We start from the raw sequence: 25,639 nt of genomic DNA on the forward strand, positions 1-25,639 counted from the left end.
TTGCTGCTAAGGGTTCGCTGCTACGGTAAGCTCTAACAGCATATGCTGATACGAGCAAAAACGAAACGCCTGATCATCGTTTACTAGTATGCCTGGCTTGCTTTTGCTCTGGTCACTGCGACTTAATTGCAGTGAGAATCTGGCGGCTGCCAGCTGGTCCTGTCCGCTGGCTGTCTTCTGATTGCTGACGCACAAATGATGTGCTAACTGCTGAAAATGATCATGCTGCAATATCTTATTCAGTTGTTGTGGATTTGCAGCATCGTCTGCAACCCCTTGCTTCCAGTCAGCAAACTGAATGCTAAGCTGGCCTTGATGCAGCCTGGCCTTATCGCCATGTGTTAAATAGTGCGTCACGACCTGGCTAATTCGCTTTTCATCCGCTGTATGGTCCTGCTGAGCAGTCGACAAATCAAGGATAAACACACCTCCGCGTCCCTGCACTTCAAACCACACTTCATCTGAACTTTTTTTAGGTACAGAAACCAGCAGAGCTGTCGCTTCATCGACACCAAAACCAAAACGGGTGTCGGTCGCCAGAGCCAGCTCAAGTAATCGTCCCTCGCGCCCACGTTCAGAAAAGTGCGTATCCAAAATACCCCATGGAAAAAGAGCTGCACCACCTTCTGCTCGGTAAGTTAAGGAGTTCTCATGCAAACCCTCCGGGCAAGTACCATGTTCGTCACAGTCACGCTCAGGTGGTTCCACAGCATGGGCCCCAAAAGCAAGCGCATAGCGTGAATCGCCATTGGTAATCATCGGAACAGCTGCAGGCTCACTACCGGACATGACAGCAGTACCAGCACTGGTGCCACCCACTAATAAAGTACCTGCCTTTAACCCCCGCTCTATGGCTGTTAGCTCTGGCGTTGCAGCTCCGTCAAAGCTTCGAAGCGCCTGCAGGGTCATCGACTGATCGCCACCATTAAAGAAAATTGCATCGGCAGCGTCAATCAAAGCAACACTGTACTCAGAACCAAACTGACAAAACTGCTGTTGATAAGCCATTAAATCCGGGTGGTCTTGCCCAGGATCTGCCAGGCCATGGTATTGCTCGAACAAAGCATCTAACTGAGCACACCCAGACTCAGCACCAAGGCGTTGCGCTTGCTGATAGGCTGCATGGATGGGCAACCAGCGCACCTTAGCCCCCGCCTGGGTAAATAGCTCAAGGTAAAAATCAACAGCGGCGAAAGGATTGCGGGATGAAGCGGTAACCACCAACACATCTGGCTGTTCTTTGCCAGATAACTGTGCGGCCTGGCGAACAAAATCCAGTATCAAATCACGTGAAAAAGGATCCTTAGTCTGTAAAAGTGCAACTTGCTCAGCCTGAAGCTTGCCTGAAGACGGCTTGTCATCATGTTCAAAGCGCGTATCGGGTAAACAACTCCCTGTTGCTTCAGACGTGCAAATACTGACCCCACCACCTACCAGCATCATCTGATGGCCACTTTGGATAACTTCGTTAGATTGCAGCGAAAAAGCAGCGATTAGCGGAAAAAATACGATAGTTCGTTTGATATATTTCATTGGATTCATAAGGTCACTTCATAGCTTATCGGATGGATTGAGACGATTTTTATTATTATTTTTTATCGCTGCATAGAGTATCCTGTATTGACTTCCTTGCCAATTAGAGATAAATCTATAGGCAGAATTTGACGCATTTTTGTTCCAGGGTAGCGATATGCTGAAAAAAGCAGTACAGCTTAGCTCATATCACTATTCGTCTTACTACCTCTCTGAGTGGTTTAACGAATAGCACAACCGGTCATCCCTGACCGGCAGGTGTTATTGGTTCCTGCCCACTAATTTTTACCAAAACTAACGAAAACTACATCGACGCCCATGGCTTGTTCTGCTGCCTGTTGCTTTTGCTGAGCAATGGTCGGTTGGCATGCTGGCCGTCGAACAGCACAGGTGTAACAACATGCGTAAAATCTCAATTTTAGCTACAGCTATTGCAACGGCTTTGGTTTCAAGTCCACTAATAGCGAACGAACAAGCGGCAACCGAAGAAGCCAAGCTTGAGCGAATTGAAGTCACCGGTTCCCGCATTCGCGGGGTCGATCTGGAGGGTACTCAGCCTCTGGTGGTCATTTCCTCCGAAGACATCAGAAATTCAGGTGCCAGCGATATCTATGAGCTGCTGCGCGATCTGGGTCAGGTTCGTGGTGGTAGCGGTACTTTCTCCACCTCCGAAAGTGGTGCCACTTCGACCTCAACGCCAGGCGGGCAGGCAGCGGCCTCTTTGCGTGGTTTAGGTCCTGCCTCAACCTTGACCCTAATCAACGGCCGTCGGGTTGCAGCTTCCTCCTTTGCAGCTGGCACGCAAAACTTTGTCGATATTAACAGCATTCCTCTGGCCGCCATTGAACGGGTAGAAGTACTGGCGACTGGTGCCTCAGCGATTTATGGTGCTGATGCGGTAGCCGGTGTTATCAACTACATCTTAAAAAGCGACTACGAGGGTGCAGAGCTTAACCTGAGCTACGGCAACAGCACGGCATCGAGCAATGATGGCCGTGCCAATATTAATTTTGTGATGGGCCGCCAGGTAGCTGGTGGCAACCTGACCGTATTCGCCGATTACTTTGATCGCAAAATGCTGACAGCTCAGGATCGTAGCTTTACCCGTGAGCCGGCATTGGTCAGTAACTACTCTTACCTTCCCAAAGGTACCCCAAATATCTATTTTAACTCTGCACGCAGCGGTGATGAAATCGGTAGCCCGGATTGTAAAACTGACTTTGTCACCACCGAGTTTGGTGAGGAAATTTGTGCTTATTACAGCAACGAAGACGATGTGCTGGTAAGCCCGTTCAAAAGTGCTGCTGTTGGTTTTATGTTTAACCGCGATTTAGCCAATGGGCTGCGTTGGAATACGGATCTATTCTATACCCGCACCAAATCTACGGCGTTCTCAAGCCCGGCGCCAATTGATCAACTGGATGACAGTGAAGGTGCCTGGGTGCAAGAAGATGCTTTGGATATATTCCCCGGCGTGACCCGCGACTCTAATTTCATCTATTTTGGGAATGATGAAATCTGGATTGATCCTTTCTTTTCACCAGCTGGTCAGCGTCTGTGGGGTTTCCAATTTGACGCACGCTTTAATGACCCGAGAACCATTGAAGTAGAAAGTGAAGCCATTCGGTTTGTTTCCTCCCTGGCTGGTGATATTGGTCACTGGGAATGGGAAAGTGCTATTTTGTTGTCACGTTCCAAGTCTTCTCAGGAAGCGGTTGCCGGCATTTACAATCGCTACAAATACCATGCAGCTATTGCTGGTGAGCTGTGCCAGGATGGCAGCATTGCCAATTACGATGGTTTTGATCTTACCTGTGCTTCAGGTGCTGGCTTGGCAGGCGTATACAACCCTTTCTTGCAAAATGATCCTACCAACGAAGCGATTTTAGCCCTGGCGCATGAAGTGCCTACCCGGGATGGTCGCAGTACGGTATATGGTTGGGATGCCCGTTTTAGCGGTGAGTTGTTTGAAATGCCACACGGCTTTGTAGGTGCTGCTCTTGGCCTGGAACTTCGTCGCGAAGAAATTACCGATACACCTTCGTTAAATGCCCGCGCCCGTCCGGAAAATGACTATCTGGTGGATGTATTTGGCTTTGGCTCCAGTTTGTCTGCCGCCAGCCGCAACCAAGCCGCCGCTTTTGCCGAAATCTATGTACCACTGGCGGAGCGGGTCGAGCTTTTGGCTGCTGGACGTTACGATCATTACAACGACTTTGGCGGTACTTTCAATCCAAAAGTCGGTCTGACCTGGCGCCCGGTGGATGAATTGATACTTCGTGGGTCCTGGGCAACTTCTTTCCGTGCGCCATCGCTGACTCAGGCGGGTGTGCAACTGCGTACCACTACAGCGACTTATGACTGCTCGGTTAACCAGACCGTATCCGATCTGTACTGTGATGGCCAGAGCTTTACCAGCAGCCCGAATGTGCTGGAGCTGGGTAACCCGGATTTGCAAGCTGAAACGTCTGAGTCTATCAGCTTAGGCCTGGCCTGGAGTCCTACCCGTGATACCACTATTACGGTGGACTACTGGCAGTTTGACCACAAACGCCTGGTGGATACCGATATGACCGCTATGCTGGCCCGTACCGCGACCGACGCCTCTATCCGTCATTGTGGTTTGGTACCGCAAGGCCAAATTGGTATTGCTTACAATCCAGATGTCTGTGCGGTGACCGATACCGCTGGCCTTCGCATTGATCAGCAAGGAGCTAACCTTAGCGAAATTCTGGAAGCCTACGATGCTGCATTCAACCCTCGTTTTGCTGAACTTCCGTTGCTGCGGGATCACGTGATTCAGTTGGAAAACGTAGGTCAGCAAGAGGTTAAAGGCCTGGATATCAGCTTCAAGCATACGCTGGACTTTGCCGGTGGTCGCTTAGGGCTGGATATCGACTGGACCAACTACCTGTCGTTTAAACGCAATAAAGCAGGCTCGGATGAAATTGAATCGCTGGTAGGTACTTACCGCTACCCACGCAATATCGGCAGTGCTCGTATTTCATGGCGTAACGATGACTTGTTCCTCGGTTTAACCGCACTCTATACATCTTCTTATGAAGACGATATCAGCCGCTTACGTCGTCGCAATATTTGGGAGCTGGAAGACTTAGGTGAGCTGAATGAAGATGGTGGTCGCAATGTCGCCTCATGGACTACATTACGTGCGAACATTGGCTATGATTTTGACAATGCCGCTATTAACTTCAGCATCGATAATCTGCTGGATCGGGATCCTCCACGGGTATTCGGTAGTGCTCGCGGCTTTGACTCCATCAACCATAACGCCATGGGCCGTAGTTATCGCTTATCCTTTACTTACTTCTTCTAACAGGTAAGTATTCCAGTAAGCAACCTTAAGGGAGAGCCTGGCTCCCCCACATCTTTTCAATGGTACGATACAGGCTAAATCGTTATGAAAACCGCGGTTAAACAACCGGTCAACATGCCTGATGCCTTTGTGATCCTGTTTTTCGTGATGGTACTGGCCGCTATTGCCAGCCACCTGATCCCGGCAGGCAGCTTTGGCATGCAGCAGGTAGAAGTTGAACAAAACGGTGAGATCGGACTGCAACAACGCATCGATCCGGCCAGCTTTGCGCTGGATACCGAGAAACAGCATGGAGTGCCACTGTTCGCCGAAGGCGGTGGCATTGGCTTTTTAAATTATGCCTTTGAAGGCATGGTCTCAGGCTCCAAGTGGGGCTCGGCCATTGGCGTCATCGCCTTTATTCTTATCACTGGCGGTGCTTTTGGCATTATTATGCGCACCGGTGCCATCCACAATGGCATTCTGGCGCTGATTGAGAAAACCAAAAACATGGAAGCGCTGTTTATTCCGCTGATGTTTGTGTTGTTCTCTTTAGGTGGTGCCATCTTTGGTATGGGCGAGGAGGCGATTGCTTTTTGCATCGTGCTACTGCCTTTAATGTATGCCCTTGGCTACGACGCTATCACCACCGTGTTGGTGACTTATGTCGCTACCCAAATCGGCTTTGCTGCTTCCTGGATGAATCCGTTTAGCATTGCCATTGCGCAGGGCATTGCCGATATACCACTGATGTCCGGTGCAGAGTTCCGCTACGGGCTTTGGCTGGTATTAACGGTATTTGGCACTATCTTTACCATGCGCTACGCCAGGCGCATCAAAGCCAACCCTGAACTCTCGCCCAGCTACGCCAGTGATCTGCAGGTAAAAGCACAGCAACAAGGCAAGCACAATGAGCACAGCCACTACACCGGCGTGGATACGCTGATATTACTGGCTTTTTTTGCCGGTCTTGGCTGGATTATTTGGGGCGTAACCACTCGGGAGTACTACATTCCGGAAATTGCCAGTCAGTTCTTTACCATAGGCTTAGTGGTGGCTGTCATAGGGGTACTTGCAGGCAGGCTCAGCATTAATGGTGCAGCCGATGCCTTTAAACAAGGGGCTGCTGAGTTGCTTCCAGCAGCGCTGATTGTCGGAATGGCCAAGGGCATCGTGCTGATCTTGGGCGGCGATAACCCGGAAACACCATCGGTACTCAATACACTGCTGTATTATTCTGGCCAGGCATTGGGGGATTTACCCGGCTGGTTATCCGCCTGGTTTATGTTGGTGCTGCAATCGGTGTTTAATTTCTTTGTTGCCTCCGGCTCCGGCCAGGCTGCACTGACAATGCCTTTGATTGCACCTCTGGCGGATTTAGTCGGTTTGTCGCGGCAAATTGCCGTGCTGGCATTTCAGCTAGGCGATGGCCTGACCAATATCATTATCCCAACCTCGGCAGCACTGATTGGCTGTCTCGGGGTGGTGCGGGTGGACTGGACTCTTTGGGCCCGTTTTGCCTGGAAACTGTATTTGTGGCTGTTCTTACTGGCCAGCCTGGCGATGCTGCTGGCAGTAGCGATCGGTTACCAATAACGAGGTGTATGTGAACGGATTAACTTTATTTAAAGGGGCTGAAGTGCTAGCTCCTGAACCGCTGGGTCAAAAAGATGTGCTGATTGGCGGCGGAAAAATCCTGGCTATCGGTGACAAGCTTTCTGGCGGTAGCGGCAATCTGCCACTGACAGAAATCGATGCCCGCGGTCATTACCTGGTGCCTGGTTTTGTCGATTCGCTGGTGCATTTTATCGGTGGCGGTGGCGAGGCTGGTTTTGCCAGTCGCACACCGGAAATGCAACTCACCGATGCGACTCTAGGCGGCGTCACCACCGCCATAGGTGTGCTTGGCACCGATGCCACCACCCGTACTTTGACCAATCTGCTGGCCAAGGCCCATGCACTGGAAGAAGAAGGCATCAGCACCTGGTGTCATACCGGCTCTTATGAAATCCCCTGTCGCACCCTGACCGGCAACATAACCGACGATTTAATCCTGATTGATAAGTTTATCGGTGTTGGCGAGATTGCCATCAGCGATCACCGCTCCTCCCAGCCGACCACCAGCGAAATTCGCAAAGTTGCGGCAGCGGCCAGAGTCGGCGGCATTTTGTCGGGTAAAAGCGGCATTGTCAGTGTACATATGGGCGCAGGCGAAAGCATCCTGCAACCAATCCTGGATGCGGTCAGTGGCAGCGAACTGGAATTAACACAATTTTACCCAACCCATATGAACCGCAATCAGGATGTGTTTGCGGCAGGCCTTAGCTATGCAAAACAAGGCGGTTATCTGGATTTTACCACCAGCACCACTGCCTACGATCTGGCCCATGGTGAAGTGGCCGCTGCCGAGGCATTGGCGCTTAGTCTGGCCCAGGGTATTCCGGTACTCCAACTGACGATGAGCTCGGATGGCAATGCCAGCCTGCCTATTTACGATAAAAAAGGCACTATGCTTGGACTTGAAGTTGGCCAGGTTCGTACCCTGTATCAATCGGCCCGTCAGGCAGTGCAACAGTTTGATGTATCCCTGTCCGATGCGATTTGCAGCATTACCGCTTCGCCAGCCGATATTCTTGGACTGAAGCAAAAAGGCCGACTTGCCACAGGCAAAGATGCCGACTTGGTACTTATCCAGCGTGATGATTTACACATCGATCAGGTCTGGGCCAAAGGCCGGCAATTGGTCGCCAATGCCAAAGCCGTGGTAAAAGGCACCTTTGAAGCCTAAACGCATAGTTTAAGAATAATTTGGCATTTATCAAAAGCTGCTCCGGCAGCTTTTTTTCTGCCTTAGCTGCCATAGGTAGCAGAAATAACCGCAATTCGTGTAATTTATTTTCATACTCAACTGCTTATTTTCTATACTCCAAGGTGCGAAAAGTCTGCTTGCTTTTTCACGTTAAAGCCGGTATACCTATTGCTTGATATTATTTAGACGGCTAGACGCTCTAAGGGCTTTTACTCTAGAAATACTGAAAACTGAATTTATTTTGTTGTTTTATTTCAGTTTAACGCCGCGCACACAAATAGAATAAAAATTCATAAAATCTATATTTATATCCATTTGGACAAGTTTGGAGGTGTGTTATGGCGTTGTACCAACACGCACAAGCCCGGGAAAACTGTGGCTTTGGCTTGATCGCCCACTTAGCAGGGGCAGCCAGCCATAAGCTGGTGCGAACTGCCATCAATGGCCTGGATCGCATGCAGCACAGAGGTGGAATTTCTGCCGATGGTAAAACCGGCGATGGTTGCGGTCTTTTGATGCAAAAACCCGACAGTTTTTTTCGCGCCATCGCGGAAGAAAATGGCTGGACGCTTGGTAAAAAATACGGCGTTGGCATGCTGTTCTTAAGCCAGGACCCGGACAAAGCCGCTTTTGCCCGTAAGGTGATTGAAGAAGAAGTTGGCAATGAGACCCTAAGCCTGGTCGGTTGGCGCAAAATGCCGATTGACGCCTCAGTACTGGGGCCAATCGCTCTGGCTTCCTTGCCTCAAATCGAGCAGGTCTTTGTCAATGCCCAGCCCGGTTGGCGCAAACGCGATCTTGAGCGCCGCCTTTATATGGTACGCCGCCGTATCGAAAAACGGCTGGCCGACGATGCCGATTTCTATATCCCCAGCTTTTCCTGCCTGGTTACGGTATTTAAAGGCCTGATGATGCCGGCCGACTTGCCACGTTTTTATCTGGATCTGGCCGATATCCGGCTGGAAACAGCGATTTGCGTATTCCATCAGCGCTTTTCCACCAATACCATGCCGCGCTGGCCACTGGCGCAGCCCTTTCGCTTTTTAGCCCACAATGGTGAAATCAACACCATTAAAGGCAATCGTCAGTGGGCCCGCGCCCGCCAGTACAAATTTGGCTCGCCGCTGTTGCCCGACTTGCAGCAGGCTGCCCCCTTTGTCAAAGAAGATACTTCGGATTCCAGCTCACTGGATAATATGCTGGAGTTGTTTTTAGCCGGTGGCATGGACTTATTCCGCGCCATGCGCTTGCTGGTACCGCCTGCCTGGCAAGGCAACCGGGTGATGGACGATGATTTAAAAGCTTTTTATGAGTTTAACTCCATGCATATGGAGCCCTGGGATGGCCCGGCGGGTATTGTGATGACCAATGGCCGTCATGTCGCCTGCAACCTGGACAGAAACGGCCTGCGTCCTGCCCGCTTTGTCATCACCAAAGATCAGGTACTGACACTGGCATCCGAAGTCGGCATTTGGGATTACAGCCCGGATGAAGTGCAGGAAAAAGGCCGGGTAGGCCCGGGCGAAATGCTGGCAGTAGATACCTACACCGGCAAAGTCTGGCGCTCCTGCGATATCGATGAAGATTTAAAACAGCGCCACCCTTACCGCGCCTGGCTGAATGAAAACGTGCAGCGTCTGATCCCGTATGAAAAATACGAAATTGATCTGATTGGCAAACGGGTGTTTGATGATAACACCATGCAGGTCTATCACAAGCTGTTTAACTACAGCTACGAAGAGATCGATCAGGTGATGACGGTGCTGGCCAAAGATGGACAGGAAGCTGTCGGCTCGATGGGCGACGATACGCCGATGGCTGTGCTGTCGCAAAAACCGCGGAATCTGTTTGATTATTTCCGTCAGCAATTTGCTCAGGTTACCAACCCGCCAATTGATCCGCTGCGCGAAAACCATGTGATGTCGCTGGCGACCAGCATAGGCCGTGAGCACAATGTGTTTAGCGAAACCGCTGGCTACGCCCGTCGTATTCAGTTTGAGTCGCCGGTGATGATGTACTCCGATCTGAAGCAGCTAAAAGCCGCCGATGATGAATTTTACCGCCATCGCCAGTTCTCACTGAACTTTACCCCAGAGCAGCTTAGCCTGGAGCAGGCACTGCGCCAGCTGTGTGATGCGGTGATCACGGCAGTACGCGATGAAAATGTGGTGCTGGTGATCCTATCCGATCGCGATATCGGCCCTGGTAAATTGCCAATCCCGGCCGCCATGGCGGTAGGTGCTGTGCAACAGGCCCTGGTAAAAGCGCAGCTGCGCTGCGATTCCAACATTATTGTCGAAACCGCCACAGCGCGCGATCCACACCACTTTGCTGTGCTGGTGGGCCTGGGCGCGACTGGCGTTTACCCCTTTATGGCCTACGAAACGGTAGAGCAACTGGTGGAAAAAGGTGTGCTGAATTTAAGCGCCCGTCAGGCGGTGCTGAATTACCGCAAAGGCATCAACAAAGGCCTGTTTAAAATCATGTCGAAGATGGGCATTTCCACCATCGCCAGCTACCGCTGCTCCAACCTGTTTGAGATCATTGGCCTCGGCAAAGAGGTGATGCAGTTGTGCTTTGCCGATATCGATTCGCGCATTGGTGGTGCCGGCTTTGCCGATTTGCAGCAGGATGTGCAGCAACTGGCCCATATCGCCTGGCTGAAACGTAAACCAATGAATCATGGTGGTTTGCTAAAATACGTGCACGATGGCGAGTACCATGCTTACAACCCGGATGTGGTGCAAACCCTGCAACAAGCAGTGCGCAGCGGCGAGTACCGCGATTACCAGCGCTACAGCAAGCTGGTGAATGAGCGCCCTATTGCTCATATCCGCGATCTGCTGCACATTAAGCCGGTCGATACACCACTGCCATTGGAGCAAGTCGCGCCGGATACCGAACTGTACCCGCGCTTTGACAGTGCGGCTATGTCGATTGGCGCGCTCAGCCCGGAAGCCCATGAAGCGCTGGCCATCGCCATGAACCGGCTGGGTGGCCGTTCAAACTCCGGTGAAGGCGGAGAAGATCCACGCCGCTTTGGCACTGAGAAAAACTCCAAAATCAAGCAAATCGCCTCCGGTCGTTTTGGTGTCACGCCGCACTATCTGGTTAATGCCGAAGTGCTGCAAATCAAAGTGGCCCAGGGCGCTAAGCCTGGCGAAGGTGGTCAGCTACCGGGTGAGAAAGTCACCGCCGAAATTGCCCATCTGCGCTATTCGGTGCCTGGCGTCACGCTGATTTCACCACCACCGCATCACGATATTTATTCGATTGAAGATTTAGCCCAGCTGATTTTCGATTTAAAGCAGGTCAACCCCAAAGCACTGGTCTCGGTGAAACTGGTATCAGAGCCTGGCATTGGCACCATCGCCACTGGCGTGGCCAAGGCCTATGCCGATTTGATTACCGTTTCCGGCTACGATGGCGGCACCGGTGCCAGCCCGCTGACTTCGGTTAAATACGCCGGCAGCCCCTGGGAGCTTGGCCTGGCTGAAGTGCATCAGGCGCTGGTCGATAATGGTCTGCGCCACAAAGTCCGACTGCAGGTTGATGGCGGCTTAAAAACCGGCCTGGATGTGGTCAAAGCCGCTATTCTGGGCGCTGAAAGCTTTGGCTTTGGTACCGGCCCTATGGTGGCACTCGGCTGTAAATTCCTGCGCATCTGCCATCTGAATAACTGCGCCACCGGCGTGGCGACTCAAGATGCCACGCTGCGGAAAAACCACTTCAATGGCCTGCCGGAGATGGTGATGAACTACTTCACCTTCCTGGCCCGTGAAGTGCGTGAACTACTGGCCCAGCTTGGGGTGGAAAAACTGGAAGACTTAATTGGCCGTACCGATCTGCTGGAGCTGGTTGAGCCGCAAACCCAGAAACAAAGCCGGTTGGATCTGACTGAAATACTGGAATCCTGCGGCGTACGCTCAGAACAACCGCTCTACTGCGTGGAAGGCAATGCCCCCTTTGATGCCGGCGATCTGAACCTGAAGCTGGTAGCACTACTCGGCGATGCGGTAAAACGCAAAGCCGGTGGTATGGTGCGCTTGCCTATTCGCAACACCGATCGCTCGGTTGGTGCCATGTTATCGGGTTTGATTGCCCGTCAGCATGGCAATCAGGGCATGGCCGTAGAGCCAGTGCATGTCAAACTGACCGGCACCGCCGGCCAGAGCTTTGGCGTCTGGAATGCCGGCGGCCTGCATTTATCCTTGCAAGGCGATGCCAACGACTATGTCGGCAAAGGCATGACCGGCGGTCAAATCGCGGTGTTCCCGCCCAAGGGCGTGGCCTATGCCAAAGAAGGCGCCACCATTATTGGCAACACCTGTCTGTACGGTGCCACGGGTGGCCGGCTGTTTGCCGCCGGTAAAGCCGGTGAACGCTTTGCGGTGCGTAACTCCGGCGCCATCGCTGTGGTGGAAGGCACCGGCGATAACTGCTGCGAGTACATGACAGGTGGCGTAGTGGTAGTACTGGGTGATACCGGCGTGAACTTTGGTGCTGGCATGACCGGTGGCTTTGCTTACTTGCTGGATGAGCAAAATGATCTGGAACTGCGCGTAAACCCCGAGCTGGTGGAATGCCTGGATATCAGCATGCCGATTTTGCAAGAGCATCTGCGCAGCCTGCTGCATCAGCACTATGAACAAACCGGCAGCGAACTGGCGCACAAAGTGCTGTCCGATTTTAAAGCCCATTTAGCAAAATTCCGTCTGGTCAAACCGAAAACCAGCGATGTACACACCCTGCTAGGACACCGGGCTCGTTCTTCCGACGAGCTACGTGTTCAGGCAATGTAAGGAGACGGTTTATGGCCCAGAATGTTTATCAGTTTATCGATGTCGAGCGGGTCGACCCGCCAAAGCGCTCCATCAACGAGCGCACCATAGAGTTTGTCGAAATTTACCAGCCGATGACCGACACTCAGGTGGCCGGCCAGGCCGACCGCTGCCTGGATTGCGGCAACCCCTACTGCGAATGGAAGTGCCCGGTGCACAACTACATTCCACAGTGGCTGCAGCTGGCCCATGACGGCAAGATCATTGAAGCGGCGGAGTTATCGCACAAAACCAACAGCCTGCCGGAAGTGTGTGGCCGGGTTTGCCCACAAGACCGGCTGTGCGAAGGTGCCTGTACCCTCAACGAAGGCTTTGGCGCTGTCACCATTGGCAGCATCGAGAAATACATTACCGACAAAGCCTTTGAAATGGGCTGGCGGCCGGATTTATCGGCGGTCACCAAAACCGATAAGCGGGTAGCGGTGGTCGGTGCTGGCCCGGCTGGGCTGGCCTGTGCCGATGTGCTGATCCGCAACGGTGTCACTCCGGTGGTGTTTGATCGCAATCCGGAAATCGGCGGCCTGCTTACCTTCGGCATTCCCTCCTTTAAACTGGAAAAAGAAGTGATGCAGCTGCGCCGGCAGATTTTCAGCGATATGGGCATTGAGTTTCGTTTAAATACCAGCATTGGTGACGATGTGCCGTTCGAGCAGTTGGTGGCAGACTATGATGCGGTCTTCCTTGGGCTGGGCACCTATACGCCAATGAAAGGCGGCCTGGAGCATGAAGATGCACCCGGCGTGTATGAGGCCCTGCCGTTTTTGATTGGCAACACCAACCACATCATGGGCTGGCAGACCGAACATGCGTACGTCAGCATGGAAGGTAAACGGGTGGTGGTGCTGGGTGGTGGTGATACCGCCATGGACTGTGTGCGTACCTCCATTCGCCAGGGCGCGCACCAGGTGATTTGTGCTTACCGGCGCGATGAAGCCAATATGCCGGGCTCACGCAAAGAAGTGCAAAATGCCCGCGAAGAAGGCGTCGAGTTCCAGTTCAATTTGCAGCCGCTTGGTATTGAAGTCGATCCGGCCGGCAACGCCTGCGGAGTGCGGGTGGTGCAAACCAAACTCGGCGAGCCGGATGCCAATGGCCGCCGCAGCCCGCAGCCTATCGCGGGTTCTGAGCATGTGCTGGAAGCCGATGCCATCATCATCGCCTTTGGCTTTCAGCCAAGCCCACCCGCCTGGCTGCAAGCCTACGGCATTGAGCTGGATGGCAAAGGCCGGGTGCACGCCAGCGAAAAAAGCACTTATGCGCTGCAAACCAATCAGGAGAAGATCTTCGCCGGTGGCGATATGGTACTCGGCTCTGATTTGGTGGTAACCGCCATCGCCCAGGGCCGCAAGGCCGCCGAAGGCATGCTGGATTATCTGCAGGTATAAAATAAAAGCGCCCGGCTGATGCCGGGCGGTTTTTCGCTAACTTAGTAGTCCATAAAGCTACAAACCAAGCTTAGTTTTAACGCCTGAGAATATATCGGCCAATAGGTGTCTGAATATGAAGATGTTCTTCACCCACAGCAACGATTTCCCAGCGTACCACCTCATCACCAACGGTTAATGTAAGCAGGTTTCCTTCTCGATGGTAAGGGTATTGCCTGCGTCCTATGCTGCTAATCACCTCGGTAATATAGTCTGGCGTCACCTCAACATAGTTGCCAGCTCCGGGATTATTTTTACTACCATCGTCAAAAATAACGGCCTCTAAGGACCACTGACCATAGAGATGATCTGTCTGTTCTGTGTTGGCACAAGCGATGAGTGAGTACAGCAAGATAAAATATACTATCAAGTGTTTCATGGTATTACTCGAATAATGATGTTGTACTTCGGGACGGACTCGATGCGATCATCCTGGCTACACCATCTGGCAACTCAGTCAACTGATAGTGTTTTTCGCTTTCACTTTGACTTACCACAGTTCCATGATGATCTCGTGAAATTAACGTAATCTTCTGAATAAAAACTTTCTGTCCCCATGGATGAGGTGACCATTTGAAGGTATGTTCAAAAACCACCTCAAATGACCAGCCTCTGGCCATTCTGGGGTATGGGATCCCAGCCTGAACTTCGTCTTTAACAATTGCAGCTATAGCTCCGGCACCAACAGCCACGTAACCGCCAGAGATCAACCCTAAAGCAACTGACAATCCGACAGTTGCCATATGACCTGTGTAACGAATCCCTTTCTCATGCATATCGTTCCATTTCATGGCCGAGCCATCTGTCGGAAAAGAGTATGTATGTGAAACCCGGTTATGCAATGTATCCGTTATAAAACAGTTGGGTTTAGTACCTCTTCCCATCCATTGACCACTGTCAGACCATTTCAGTCTGTTACTGCATTTTGCTTCAAGCATTTTAGCTTCTGCAGATGTGATTCGGATATGTTTGACAGGTAAAGTGTTCGTGAGCATAAAAATCCCTTTAGACAAAAAACACCTTTATTTTAACCAATAAAAAACATTTAACAAGCAATAAATCGCAATCTTGAAACAATGCAAACAAATTTAGATTGAAAAAATTTAGCAAAACCGCCCGGCATCAGCCGGGCGGTTTTTTATCGTGTTTAGCGATGAAAGCGGTGACTCTGCATGCTTTTATTCTTTTTGCTGCTTTTTCCACTCGTCTGTCAGCAAGCCTGCAAATCCCCAATTTTCTTCCTCTATTTCCTGGATGACTACATGGGTATGTTCAGGTTTTTTGCCCAAAACGCGGGCAAGTGAATCGGTAACATCTTGCACCAGGGCAGCTTTTTGCTGCTTTGATGCTCCTTTTGTGATTTGAATATTTACGTATGGCATGTTCGCTCCAGCATGAACTAAAGTGCTCAATCATCGGCTTCGTTGCTGCAAGTGTACTGTCGCATCAGCAGGCGCAACAAGGTTTTTTCTGTACAGATTTGTACTGCGAAGCAACATGCTGACTTTAAGGCAGTATTCGCCGCAACATATTGTTTTTTATTATTAATCAAAGCCTGCTATAGTTGAGTTATTGCATACCTACCACGCTGCTTTACTATGCACCTTTCCGTAAAACTCAGCCTGTTCACTGCCTTTTTGCTGTTTAGCCGTACCATGCAAGCCAATGAGCTGCAATTGCAGCTGCAACTTGGGCTGGAACATAGCGATAACCTGAGTATTCTGGAAACCGAAACCATCAGCGAGCGCAGCGATCTGGCGCGGCGGTTATCGGCGGAGTTCAGCTATTACTGGCAGCCCAACCCGCTGGTGACGGTGGATGCAATGTACCAATATTCGCAGCTGCATTATCAGGAGCTAACCGATTACAACCTGGCCATGCACAGTGGCTTTTTGGATCTCAGCTATGCCTACCAGCAGTGGACTTTGGGCTTGGCACCGGCGTATAGCAAAGCAAGGCTGGCCGGGGAAGACTTTTTAACCCACAGCCAGGCCGGTTTCTATCTGGCACGGCTGGTTGGCACCCAAAGCTATCTGCGGGCCAGCCTGACCCTGTCGGACAAAAAACTGGCTGATCTGCCTGAACGCAGTGCCCGGCCTGTTCAGCTGAGCGCAGATTGGTACAGGTTTCTATCGCAGCGTCGTTTTATCCAACTGCGGGTGCAAACGGGCCAGGAGCGCGCCAATGACAGCGCTTTTGATTATCGTTTGGTTGGCGCACGCTTGCGTTTTTCCCAGCGCTTTAGCTGGTTAGAGCGCCAGCACCGCTGGCAGATTACCGGCAGAGCTCAGTACCGGCCGTACCGGGGCGAGCTGACCGAACTGGCCAGCGCCCGGCGCGATCAGCACTATGGTATTTCAGCTGAATTAAACATCGGCCTCTGGCAACAGTTGTCGCTAGTCAGCCAACTGGATATGGCACGCTATCGCTCGAATCTGGACAGCGCAGATTATCGGGAAACCAGAGCTGCTCTGCTACTGCAAGCCAGCTTCTGAGCCAAGCTGCCGGCCTGGCAGCACGCCATAGCCATAGCCGGCCGTGTTGTGCGGCCCTGGTGCCGGGATCGCCACTCGCTTTAACTGAGCCAGTGCCGCTGTGTAGTCCCCGGTCTCGGCCAACGCACAGGCCAACCAGGCAGCCGCTACCGGTGCCGCCAGGGAAGTACCACTGTCCAGCCGATACCCCCCTTGGCTATCAGCCACCATCACCTGATCACCGGCTGCAGCAAAAGCGATATGCTCACCTTGCACTGCCCAGCGATACAATTGCATCTGCTCGTTAACAGCCGTGACGGCCAACACTTCAGGGTAAGCTGCCGGATAAAGCGGCTGGGCCTGTGGGCCGGCGTTACCAACAGCAGCGACCAGATAGGTTGAACCTTGCCATAACTGCTCTATGGCGCGTCGCAGTGCCTGGTTATCCGGCCCGGTCAGGCTCATATTGATCACCTGCACACCTTGTTGCGCCTGCCAGTTCAGTGCCTGTAACAAAGATTGCAAGGTGGTTCCCTGACGTTGTTGCTTATCCTGATAAAACACGGCCGCATGATACACAGTCAGCGGCTGATCAAATTGCTGCGTCAATCTGGACGCAACCGCGGTGCCATGGCTCAGCGGCTGCTCCAGCTCTTCGGCAACAAAACTCTGGCTTTGAAACCGAACCCGTTGTTGCCACTGCGGATGCTGCCTATCAATAGCGGTATCAATCAACCCCAGTGTGGCTGGTTGCTGACACAACGCTGCTTCTTGCCTGGCAGCCACTGTGGCCGTTCGCGCTGAAGCATTGCCGCTTTGTAACCGATAGATATGATTGCGATCCAGCCCTGGCGGCTTTAACTCAGACAGGCGCTCTGTCAGCGCCTGATGCGAGTCCAGCTCTGGCGGCAATTGCAACGTCAGCAACTGGCTATCCAGCGCAGCTAAATGCTGCTCCGCTACCAGGTAATCCAGCAACCAGGCAGCTTGTTGCTGCAATTGCTGGCGTTCGTTTTGGCTTAGCAGCAAGACCCACTCCCGCTCTATCGCCTGAAAATCGTGCTCAACCATCACCTCGACTCTGCGCTGAGCCAGCCTGGCCGTGCTGACCTGGGCTCTTGGCTGCGGAACTTGCCTAAACTGGCGCTCAGCAATGCGCTCGGAAGCTCTTTCCACAGCAGCTGCGGCTGGCTCGGGTAATCGCTCAGGCAGGTTTTCCAGTTGCCGCATGGCTCGTTCCAGTTGGCGCTCGGCCTGACGCTCCATTTGCCGCTCGGCCGGTGTCTGCGGCCGCTCTGGCAAATCAGGTCGGTTTGGGTTGGCCATCAGGGCAAAGCTGGCCAAACAAAGAACACTCATCAGCAGGGCTTGCATCATGGGTACTACCAATCATTTGAACTGTGCTAACGTAATAACGTATCAGCCGGGAAAAAATTCCATTGCTTTGGAATAAAACCACAGAGCCAACCGTTTACCATGAAAAGGATAAATCTTTAGTGAGCATAGCAGACTTGCAACGTCTTTTGCCTCCTTTGCGACGTTTCTGCTTTTCACTGACCGGAAACAGAGCCGACGCGGATGATCTGTTGCAATCAACGGTGGAAAAGCTGCTTAAGCACCCAACCCCGGATGCGGTTGCCATGGATTCCTGGGCGTTTCGTATTTGCCGGAACCTTTGGATTGATGAATACCGCTCGCGCAAAGTCCGGCTGGCGTATGCCGCTGCCCAACCGGAAGTACACGACAGTGCAGACAGCGAGCAACAGGAGCAGCAGATGAGCATTTATCTGGTAGAAGAAGCCATAGCGAAGCTTTCCAACGAGCATCAGGAAGTGCTGGCGTTGATTGCTATTGAAGGCATGAGCTACAAAAAAGCCGCTGAAACCCTGGATTTACCGCTAGGTACTATTATGAGCCGACTGGCCAGAGCCAGAGCACAATTAAATGAAGCCTTACAGGCCAGATACAATGGGGAAACGGCATGATGATAAGCGATGAAACCCTATCCGCCTTTCTGGATGCTGAGCTGCCAGAAGCAGACATGCAACAGATTTATCAGCAGGTGCAGCAGCAGCCGGAACTGGCTCTTCGGTTAGCCAGCTTGTGCAGCATGGATGCCTGCTTTCGGAAAATGGCCCGGCGACTGGATGACGAGCCCTTACCAGCTGCTGTCACTGAGTTGCTGCAAGCAGCCAGCCAGGATAACCAGCCGCAGCAAGGCTGGTGGCAGCAAAGCTACAGCACACTGCAACGCCATGCGGCGGCGGTTGCCAGCCTGGCTTTGATTTCCGGGATGTTGGTTGGTTATTACGCTCCTGCCGAAGCCGATCACTGGCCGCTGATTGCCAGCACCCTGGAGCAGTCGGTCAGTGGCCAAAGCTATACCGCAACCAAACAGCTCACCCTGACGCCAACACTGGCTTTTATCAATAACGAACAGCAGCTATGCCGTCATTACCAGCAAAGTACAGCAACCGCCACCAGTGAACACCTGGCCTGCAAACAGGGCGACAACTGGCAACTGATTGCCAGTGCGTACCAGCCTGCAGTTCGTCATAGCGGCGAGTACCAATTAGCCAGTCATCAATCGGCGCTGGATAGCGTCATGGATCAGCTGGGCGTGCAAGCGGTGTTAACCTTGCAGCAAGAACACGACCTACAAAGAAAAAACAATTAAATTGTTGAAATAAAAACAAAAAAAACCGCCAGAACGGCGGTTTTTTTATTTGCTTCTGGTGTTAAAAATCCAGCTGATGCGGTTGTTGGCGCGCCTCAATGCTGATGTTCTGCGCTTCTAAGAACAGGATCTCGTCCACTTCTTCTGGATCATCCGCCAGATCGCAGGTGATAGCTACCGTGTAGTTGCCAGCATCCACAAAGCCGATGCTGTAACGGTATTCAGTCGCATCATTAACAAAGAAGACGCCGGTGCTGGCGTAAGGCAGCTGCAACTCATCGCTGGCATTGTTATCCGAGCGATTGTCTGACATGCTCTCCAGCGCTACATCAGCACCTTCAAACAGGTAAACAGCGGCAACAGCAGCACGTTCATCGGCCGGATTTACGTCGCACTGATTATCCAACAGGAAGCCTTCACTGACCAGGCCTTCCAGGTGGCCTACTTCACTGTTATCCACCAGCCGCAGGCCCCTTGGCTGCACTAAAAAGCCCGGTTGGCCAACCGGGTTTACCAAAGCACGGCGTAAATCAAATTCCAGCGTATAACTGAAAGTACCACCGGCGCTTAAGGTTGGCCCATCCAGCCGCAGCTGATTGGATGGAACCCGAACTGGCTCAAGGCTGCCATCCAACAGCTCAACATAGCTGCCCTCAGCAATATCCAACCGTAACTGCCCATAGGAACCAGCCGGCACGCTGGCTCCGGTAATCAGCGCTTCAGCATTGGCTCCTTGCAAAGTCAGTAAGTCAATACCACGGCTGTTGGGCACCACATTGCCAGTCTCATCACGGCAAACATCATTGGTCTCGGCGGTAAACTCGTCCGAGCCTAAGGTAAAGCGCTGCGGCTGCATGCCATTGCCAACCAATTCAATGCCAGAAAAACAAATCACCACGGCAGCAGCCTCAGTCACGGGGGCATCACTAACACCAAAGCTAAAGACGGCACTGGTCGGTGGCGTCAGTTCTTCACTGCTATCACCACCACAGGCCACCAGAGCCACAGAGACTGCTACGGCAGCAGCGGCTAATCGAAAAGTGTGTCCGTATTTCATTGCCATTACCTGTTTGTTGCATGGAAAAATCAGCACAAGCTGGGTTATTACAGGGTTAACGATTCAGCTGACTGATTTATTCCATCAACAACGGCATTATTTTAAAACCTGCAGCAAATTACTGTAATCATCGGTCCAGAGGATCGCCGGCTTAAGCGCTGAAGGCCAGTCGCTTAACGCATGCCGGATCTCGGGTTGTTGCAATAAAAACGCATTGCGTGTCAGCAGCACCCATTCGGTCGCCGCTGGGTTCTGACTATCCGCCGGGGTATGAAAAAACAGTGCTTCCAAACCAAAGTATCTGGCATGGTTACGCACCACCGACGTAAGGTCCAGGTAGTTGTTCGAGATATGCACTGCCAATACACCATCGGCACGCAGATGCTGCAGATACAATGCAAAGGCTTCACGGGTTAATAAATGCTGCGGGATGGCATCGCTGCTAAAGGCATCCAACACCAGCACATCAAACTGCTGGCTGCCCTGTTGTTGCAGCTGCTGTTGCAGCACCAAGCGGCCATCTCCCAGCAACACTTCGATGGCCGCAGCGCTATCGGCCAGATAACTAAAATGCTGCTGCGCCGTGCTGATGACCGCCGGATTCAGCTCGTAAAACTGAATGCGATCCCCTGCCCTGCCGTAGACTGCCAGGGTGCCAGCCCCCAGACCAACCATGCCAAAATGCCGGCCAGCGCTTTTAGTGCCATTGGCTGCGCTTAGCTCTGGTTGACGATACTGCAGCGCCAGCGCCACGCCCGTGCCAGGCCGGTAGTAGCTCAGCGCCTGTTGCCGTTTATCCTCAGTCAGATACTGAGCGCCATGGCTGGTGGTGCCATCAATCAGAATACGCTGCATCTGTCCAGCCACCGGAATATCGCGCACCACCAGACTGCCGTAAAAATTACGTTCTTGATGCACAGTAAACTGATTCAGCATCGTATGCAGCCAAATCGCCAACAGCGCAAAACTTGCAGCGCCTCCCAGCCAGGCGACTTTTCGCCACAGCACCAGTTGACGCTGCCAGGGCAGCACAGCCAGCAGCAGGATAGCCAGCAAGACTACTGGAAATTCATGAAAATCATTTAAAAGAGCCGGGGCCAACAGATTAACCAACAAGCCCCCCAACACACCGCCGAGTGCCATCGCCAGATAAAAACGGGTTAACTGACTTGCCAGCGGCTTTAAGCGCGCCAGCTCGCCATGACAGAGCATGCAGCCACTGAACAGGATCAGCAGATACAAAGCCAACTGCGAATAGAGATCAAATAGCCGGCCAAAATGGATCAATATCAGCGCCAGCACCAGGCCAATACCAAACAGATACAGCCAGAGCGCGCGCTGATACCAGTGCTCGCGGTTAAAGACCAGAATAAAGCTCAGTAAGTACAGCGAAAGCGGCACCACCCACAAAAATGGCACTGGTGGCACATTTTGCGTCAGTTGCTGGGTGACCGCTAACAATAAGACGACGCCAGCGGCTGATAAACTCAGCCAATAGCCCCATTGCCAGGGGCTGGCGGCAGCAACCGGTTCAGAGCTGGCCTCGGCCTTAGGTAATTGCCAGCCAAGCAAAGCCAATAGCAACGCAGCCAGGCCAGTAAAGCCCCATTGCCAACCGAAAAACTGCAGCGACAATGGCAACCAGGGCTCCAGCACAAAGGGGTAACTGAGCAAGGCCCCTAACGAGCCAAGATTGGATAAGGCATACAAACGGTACGGCGAGCGCAGGGGAAAACGGTCGGCAAACCAGCGCTGCACCAAAGGTGCGCTGGCAGCAATCACCAACAACGGCAGACCAAACAACAGCAGCAGCCAACTCAAGATGCTAAGCAAAGGATAGCCGGATGGCTCAGGCGCTGAGACGGCACTGCCAGCCCACCACAACCAAAGCAACGCCAACAGCACCAGGCTGCCGTGCACAGTCCGTTGCTGCTTTAAGCTCAGCGTATGGGTTAGCCAGTGGGCGTAGCTATAGCCGGCCAACAGCATCAGCTGAAAGAACAACATGCAGGCCGTCCAAACTGCGGCTCCACCACCGAAGTAAGGCAAAAGCCAGCGCGCTGCCAAAGGCTGGATCAGAAACAACAATAGAGCACTGAGGAAAATGGTGACGGCAAATAAAGGCACAGCTGCATCCGGCAGGTTTTACAAGGCGCTCAGCCTAGCTAAAGCCAGCTCAGACTGCAAGCCTGTTCAGACCAGCCACAAAAAACCAACAGGGCCTTGGTTGCACATCAGCCTTCAGGTAGACTTGGCGGGTTTGTATTTACCCTCATAACAAAAAGGTCTTTCCATGAAGAAAGCATTTAAGGTTCCCCATACCCTCACCCTGCTGTTTAGCATGATGATTGTGGCCATGATCGCCACCTGGATCGTGCCACAAGGTTTTTTTGATACTGCCCTGACCGAAACTGGTCGCACAGTCGTTATCCCAGGCACTTACACCCTGGCTGAAGAGCGGGAGTTGCTTACCCCATGGCAGCTGCTGACGGCTGTGCCCCGCGCTTTTGCCGCGGCGCAGGATATTATTTTCTTTGTGTTTATTGTCGGCGGTGTGCTGGCTGTGGCGCGTAGAACCGGCACCGTTGATGCACTGATTGGGCGTTTGTTGGAAAAGCACAGCGATGCACCCCATAAGTTAATCTTTATGGTGATTTTCTTCTTTTCACTGGCCTCAGGTGCCATCGGTACGGCCGGTGAGTACATTCCCTTTGTGCTGATATTGGTCGCGCTCTGTAAAGCGATGCGGCTCGATAGCATGACTGCGGTGGGCATGACAGTGGCGGGCTATGGGGTTGGTTACGGCGTTTCGGCCTTTAACCCCTTCACCGTATTGATTGCCCAGGGCATTGCTGAAGTGCCACCCTACTCCGGTATGTGGCTGCGCTTAGCCCTGATCCTGCCCTTTTGTATTATTGCGTATCATCACGTTTGGAAGTATGCCCAAAAAGTCATTGCCGATCCGAACGCTTCCATGGTGGCCGACTTGCCCTGCCCGGTTGGTGATATCAGCAACAAGAACTACCCCAGCCTGAACAAGCGTCATAAGCTGATCCTGGGTACTTTCCTGGTGACCATCGGCATTGCTATTTATGGTATTTCGCAGCACGGCTGGTACCTGTATGAACTGGGTGCCTGCTTTATTGGTTGGGGCTTACTAACCACCCTGATTGGTCGACTAAACTTTGATCAAGCCTCCGATAGTTTTATTGAAGGGGTGAAAGACTTAACGACCACCGCAGTATTAATTGGTATTGCCCGTGGTATTGCACTGATTTTAGAAGATGGCCAGATCCTGCACAGCATAGTGCACGGCCTGTCGCTACCGTTGTCGCATGTGCCGGCTACTATTTCAGCCTTTGGTATGCTGGTCATTCAAACCATTTTGAATCTGTTTGTGCCATCCGGCAGCGGCCAGGCTTTTGTAACCATGCCATTGATGGCACCACTTAGCGACTTGGTGGGTGTACCACGCCAGGTCGCAGTGCTGGCTTATCAGTTTGGCGATGGCTTCTCCAATATGATAGTGCCAACCAATGCAGTGTTAATGGGGATTATCGGCATAGCCGGTGTGCCTTACGATCGCTGGTTTAAGTTCTGCATGCCGCTGCTGTTAAAACTGATGCTGGCCGCCGCTGTGGTGCTGATGCTGGCGGTGGTGTTCGGCTACGGTGCAGATGTGCAACCCGAAGTGGTACTGGCGCCGGTGGAAGCCGTGACCACCCTTAACCAAGGCTCTTAATGAAAACACCAAAACGTATTCAGCCGCTGATCGATGAAGGTCTCATCGATGAAGTAATCAGGCCGCTGATGAGTGGGAAAGAAGCTGCAGTGTACCTGGTACGCTGCGGTGAAGTGATCCGCTGCGCAAAAGTCTATAAAGAAGCCAGTCAGCGCAGTTTTAAAAAAGCCGTGCAATACCAGGAAGGCCGCAAAGTCCGCAGCTCCAGACGTGCCCGTGCCATGGAAAAAGGCTCAGGCTTTGGCCGTAAGCAAGCCGAAGAGAGTTGGCAGCACGCCGAAGTAGATGCCTTGTACAAACTCACCGAGGCAGGCGTGCGGGTACCTGCCCCTTACGGCTGCTTTGATGGCATCTTGCTGATGGAGCTGATCCTGGATGAGCAGGGCGATGTCGCGCCGCGTTTAAATGATATTGAGCTAACGGCCGAGCAAGCACGACGCGATCATAAACGCATGATGCAAAACATACTGCGGATGCTGTCCGTTGGTTTGGTGCATGGTGACTTGTCGGAGTTTAATGTGCTGCAAGAGCCACAAGGCCCGGTAATTATCGACCTGCCGCAGGTGGTGGATGCTGCTGCCAACAACAACGCTAAATGGATGCTCGAACGCGACGTCAACAACATGACCCAATACTATGCACAATTCGCGCCTGAACTTGCAACAACACAGTATGCCAAAGAAATCTGGGCCCTGTTTGAAGCTGGTAACCTAAGCCCGGATACTGACTTGACCGGGGTGTTTCACGCAGTGGAGCAAGCAGCCGATGTGGCAGGCGTATTGGATGAAATTAATGCTGTGTTCGAGGAAATGCAAGAGCGAAAAGCCCGGCAACAAACAACAAAAAACCAGGATTAGTCCAAGGAGGCAATCATCACTAAGCCAATGTGAGCTGAGTGGGCTGGTTTGATGATAGTGTTTGAAGTTTCAACGAAAGAAAGTGGCTATCTTCCAAGCCACTTTCTAATACAAACAGCGTCATTAACGCATAGCTGGTTTTACTTCGGTTATTTTGAGTTTAGCACTATGCAACTCAGCAGCACCATGCACCCCTACCCAAATATTGTACTGCCCTTCCCTTGGGTTTTGGAAAATAACCATTGGGTTTAACCCAACAAAGTCATCATTGCAATACCAACGTCCATCTGGAGCATTGACTACCAAAGTAGTATCTGCATCTGCCTCCACATGAATGTACACAACCGCACTGCTACCGGAAAAATTAAAGTCTACATCAGGCCTGCTGTAATTGATAAACCCTTTGCAACCTGGAGCTAGCGACGATGTTACTTCACGCCCTCCTCCCGCTTGCAAGTCCTGCACCCAGGGATCTGGTGTAAAGCCTGCAGCAAGACTTACCGAGCCATAAACAGGGCTACCTTTCCAGTTCGGTTCCTCAGCCTGAATCATGCCACTAAAGCAGATAGCTACTGCAAGAATGCTTGCTTTTAGCAAGGTGAACTTTTTGATGAATAACAGCAAGCCATCGTACATTTTACCTTCCTTATGAATAATGTTCTGATATGAACGAAGTAAAAATATAGGGCAATTTAAAAACTGTCAATCACCTGAAGATGTTCCAGAGAAGTAACACAGCGGACGGGGCTCGAACCCGCGCCCCCGGCATGGCAGGCCGCTAAGTTCGTAGCGAAGAGCTAACCAACTGAACTACCGCTCCGAGAAAAGCGATCTGGCTTTAAAGCCCAACAATAGTGATGTACAAAGAAGTGGCGGAGCGGACGGGGCTCGAACCCGCGACCCCCGGCGTGA

At 52.2% G+C, this 25,639-nt stretch carries 18 protein-coding genes; 10 read left to right on the plus strand and 8 right to left on the minus strand.

The features are described 5' to 3' along the window. Positions 1-6 precede the first annotated feature (6 nt). Positions 7-1,542 carry a cyanophycinase gene (locus tag BLW37_RS00090; protein ID WP_139243634.1) on the minus strand — a complete coding sequence of 512 codons (1,536 nt, stop codon included), beginning with the start codon at positions 1,540-1,542 and terminating at the stop codon, positions 7-9. Between the two features lie 391 nt (positions 1,543-1,933). Here BLW37_RS00090 and BLW37_RS00095 point away from each other — a divergent pair, with 391 nt between their 5' ends. The 5 genes from BLW37_RS00095 (at position 1,934) to BLW37_RS00115 (ending at position 13,881) form a co-directional block, all read left to right on the plus strand. Further along, entirely contained in the window at positions 1,934-4,867 is a 2,934-nt protein-coding gene (locus tag BLW37_RS00095; RefSeq protein ID WP_091337729.1) for a TonB-dependent receptor domain-containing protein, read from the plus strand. A gap of 84 nt (positions 4,868-4,951) precedes the next feature. Further along, positions 4,952-6,442: a putative basic amino acid antiporter YfcC gene (gene yfcC, locus BLW37_RS00100; protein ID WP_091337730.1), complete on the plus strand. Its 1,491-nt coding sequence runs from the start codon at positions 4,952-4,954 to the stop codon at positions 6,440-6,442. Positions 6,443-6,452: 10 nt separating this feature from the next. Further along, on the plus strand, positions 6,453-7,634 hold the full coding sequence (gene iadA / locus BLW37_RS00105; protein ID WP_091339469.1) for a beta-aspartyl-peptidase: 1,182 nt from the start codon (positions 6,453-6,455) through the stop codon (positions 7,632-7,634). A 359-nt stretch (positions 7,635-7,993) separates the two neighbouring features. Continuing rightward, positions 7,994-12,457: a glutamate synthase large subunit gene (gene gltB / locus BLW37_RS00110; protein ID WP_091337733.1), complete on the plus strand. Its 4,464-nt coding sequence runs from the start codon at positions 7,994-7,996 to the stop codon at positions 12,455-12,457. An 11-nt stretch (positions 12,458-12,468) separates the two neighbouring features. Further along, positions 12,469-13,881, plus strand: a complete 1,413-nt coding sequence (locus BLW37_RS00115) for an FAD-dependent oxidoreductase (RefSeq protein ID WP_091337735.1) — start codon at positions 12,469-12,471, stop codon at positions 13,879-13,881. 76 nt (positions 13,882-13,957) lie between these two features. Here BLW37_RS00115 and BLW37_RS00120 read toward each other — a convergent pair whose 3' ends face one another. From BLW37_RS00120 to BLW37_RS00130, 3 genes are all read right to left on the minus strand, one after another. Beyond that, positions 13,958-14,299, minus strand: coding sequence for a hypothetical protein (locus BLW37_RS00120; RefSeq protein WP_091337738.1), 342 nt, complete (start codon positions 14,297-14,299; stop codon positions 13,958-13,960). 4 nt (positions 14,300-14,303) lie between these two features. Next, positions 14,304-14,915, minus strand: coding sequence for a hypothetical protein (locus BLW37_RS18565; protein ID WP_171907500.1), 612 nt, complete (start codon positions 14,913-14,915; stop codon positions 14,304-14,306). 183 nt (positions 14,916-15,098) lie between these two features. Next, the gene (locus BLW37_RS00130) at positions 15,099-15,302 is read right to left on the minus strand and encodes a tautomerase family protein (protein WP_091337743.1); all 204 of its coding nucleotides are present in this window, start codon (positions 15,300-15,302) and stop codon (positions 15,099-15,101) included. 216 nt (positions 15,303-15,518) lie between these two features. Between BLW37_RS00130 and BLW37_RS00135 the strand changes: the two genes are divergently transcribed. Then, positions 15,519-16,415 carry a surface lipoprotein assembly modifier gene (locus BLW37_RS00135; RefSeq protein WP_091337746.1) on the plus strand — a complete coding sequence of 299 codons (897 nt, stop codon included), beginning with the start codon at positions 15,519-15,521 and terminating at the stop codon, positions 16,413-16,415. Here the strand turns inward: BLW37_RS00135 and BLW37_RS00140 are convergent. After that, positions 16,395-17,771, minus strand: a complete 1,377-nt coding sequence (locus BLW37_RS00140) for a S8 family serine peptidase (protein WP_091337748.1) — start codon at positions 17,769-17,771, stop codon at positions 16,395-16,397. The genes BLW37_RS00135 and BLW37_RS00140 overlap by 21 nt on opposite strands. A 119-nt stretch (positions 17,772-17,890) precedes the next feature. Between BLW37_RS00140 and BLW37_RS00145 the strand changes: the two genes are divergently transcribed. Both BLW37_RS00145 and BLW37_RS00150 read left to right on the plus strand, forming a co-directional pair. After that, positions 17,891-18,379, plus strand: coding sequence for an RNA polymerase sigma factor (locus BLW37_RS00145; protein ID WP_091337750.1), 489 nt, complete (start codon positions 17,891-17,893; stop codon positions 18,377-18,379). Further along, positions 18,376-19,071 (plus strand): hypothetical protein, encoded by a 696-nt coding sequence (locus BLW37_RS00150; RefSeq protein WP_091337753.1) that lies wholly within the window; start codon positions 18,376-18,378, stop codon positions 19,069-19,071. Before BLW37_RS00145 ends, BLW37_RS00150 begins: the two co-directional genes overlap by 4 nt. A 61-nt stretch (positions 19,072-19,132) precedes the next feature. Here BLW37_RS00150 and BLW37_RS00155 read toward each other — a convergent pair whose 3' ends face one another. Both BLW37_RS00155 and BLW37_RS00160 read right to left on the minus strand, forming a co-directional pair. Further along, positions 19,133-20,128: a DUF4382 domain-containing protein gene (locus BLW37_RS00155; RefSeq protein WP_091337754.1), complete on the minus strand. Its 996-nt coding sequence runs from the start codon at positions 20,126-20,128 to the stop codon at positions 19,133-19,135. Between the two features lie 96 nt (positions 20,129-20,224). Next, complete coding sequence (locus BLW37_RS00160; protein ID WP_091337757.1) at positions 20,225-22,255, minus strand: spermidine synthase; 2,031 nt, start codon at positions 22,253-22,255, stop codon at positions 20,225-20,227. Between the two features lie 166 nt (positions 22,256-22,421). Between BLW37_RS00160 and BLW37_RS00165 the strand changes: the two genes are divergently transcribed. Then, positions 22,422-23,870 carry a YfcC family protein gene (locus tag BLW37_RS00165; RefSeq protein ID WP_091337759.1) on the plus strand — a complete coding sequence of 483 codons (1,449 nt, stop codon included), beginning with the start codon at positions 22,422-22,424 and terminating at the stop codon, positions 23,868-23,870. Further along, on the plus strand, positions 23,870-24,727 hold the full coding sequence (locus BLW37_RS00170) for a PA4780 family RIO1-like protein kinase (protein ID WP_091337761.1): 858 nt from the start codon (positions 23,870-23,872) through the stop codon (positions 24,725-24,727). The genes BLW37_RS00165 and BLW37_RS00170 overlap by 1 nt, the downstream gene beginning before the upstream one ends. Before the next feature lie 123 nt (positions 24,728-24,850). Here the strand turns inward: BLW37_RS00170 and BLW37_RS00175 are convergent, their stop codons facing one another. After that, positions 24,851-25,363 (minus strand): hypothetical protein, encoded by a 513-nt coding sequence (locus BLW37_RS00175; RefSeq protein WP_091337764.1) that lies wholly within the window; start codon positions 25,361-25,363, stop codon positions 24,851-24,853. Positions 25,364-25,639: the final 276 nt, after the last annotated feature.

The sequence above is a fragment of the Alkalimonas amylolytica genome, from assembly GCF_900107845.1.
In the GTDB taxonomy this organism is placed as follows: Bacteria; Pseudomonadota; Gammaproteobacteria; order Enterobacterales; family Alteromonadaceae; genus Alkalimonas; species Alkalimonas amylolytica.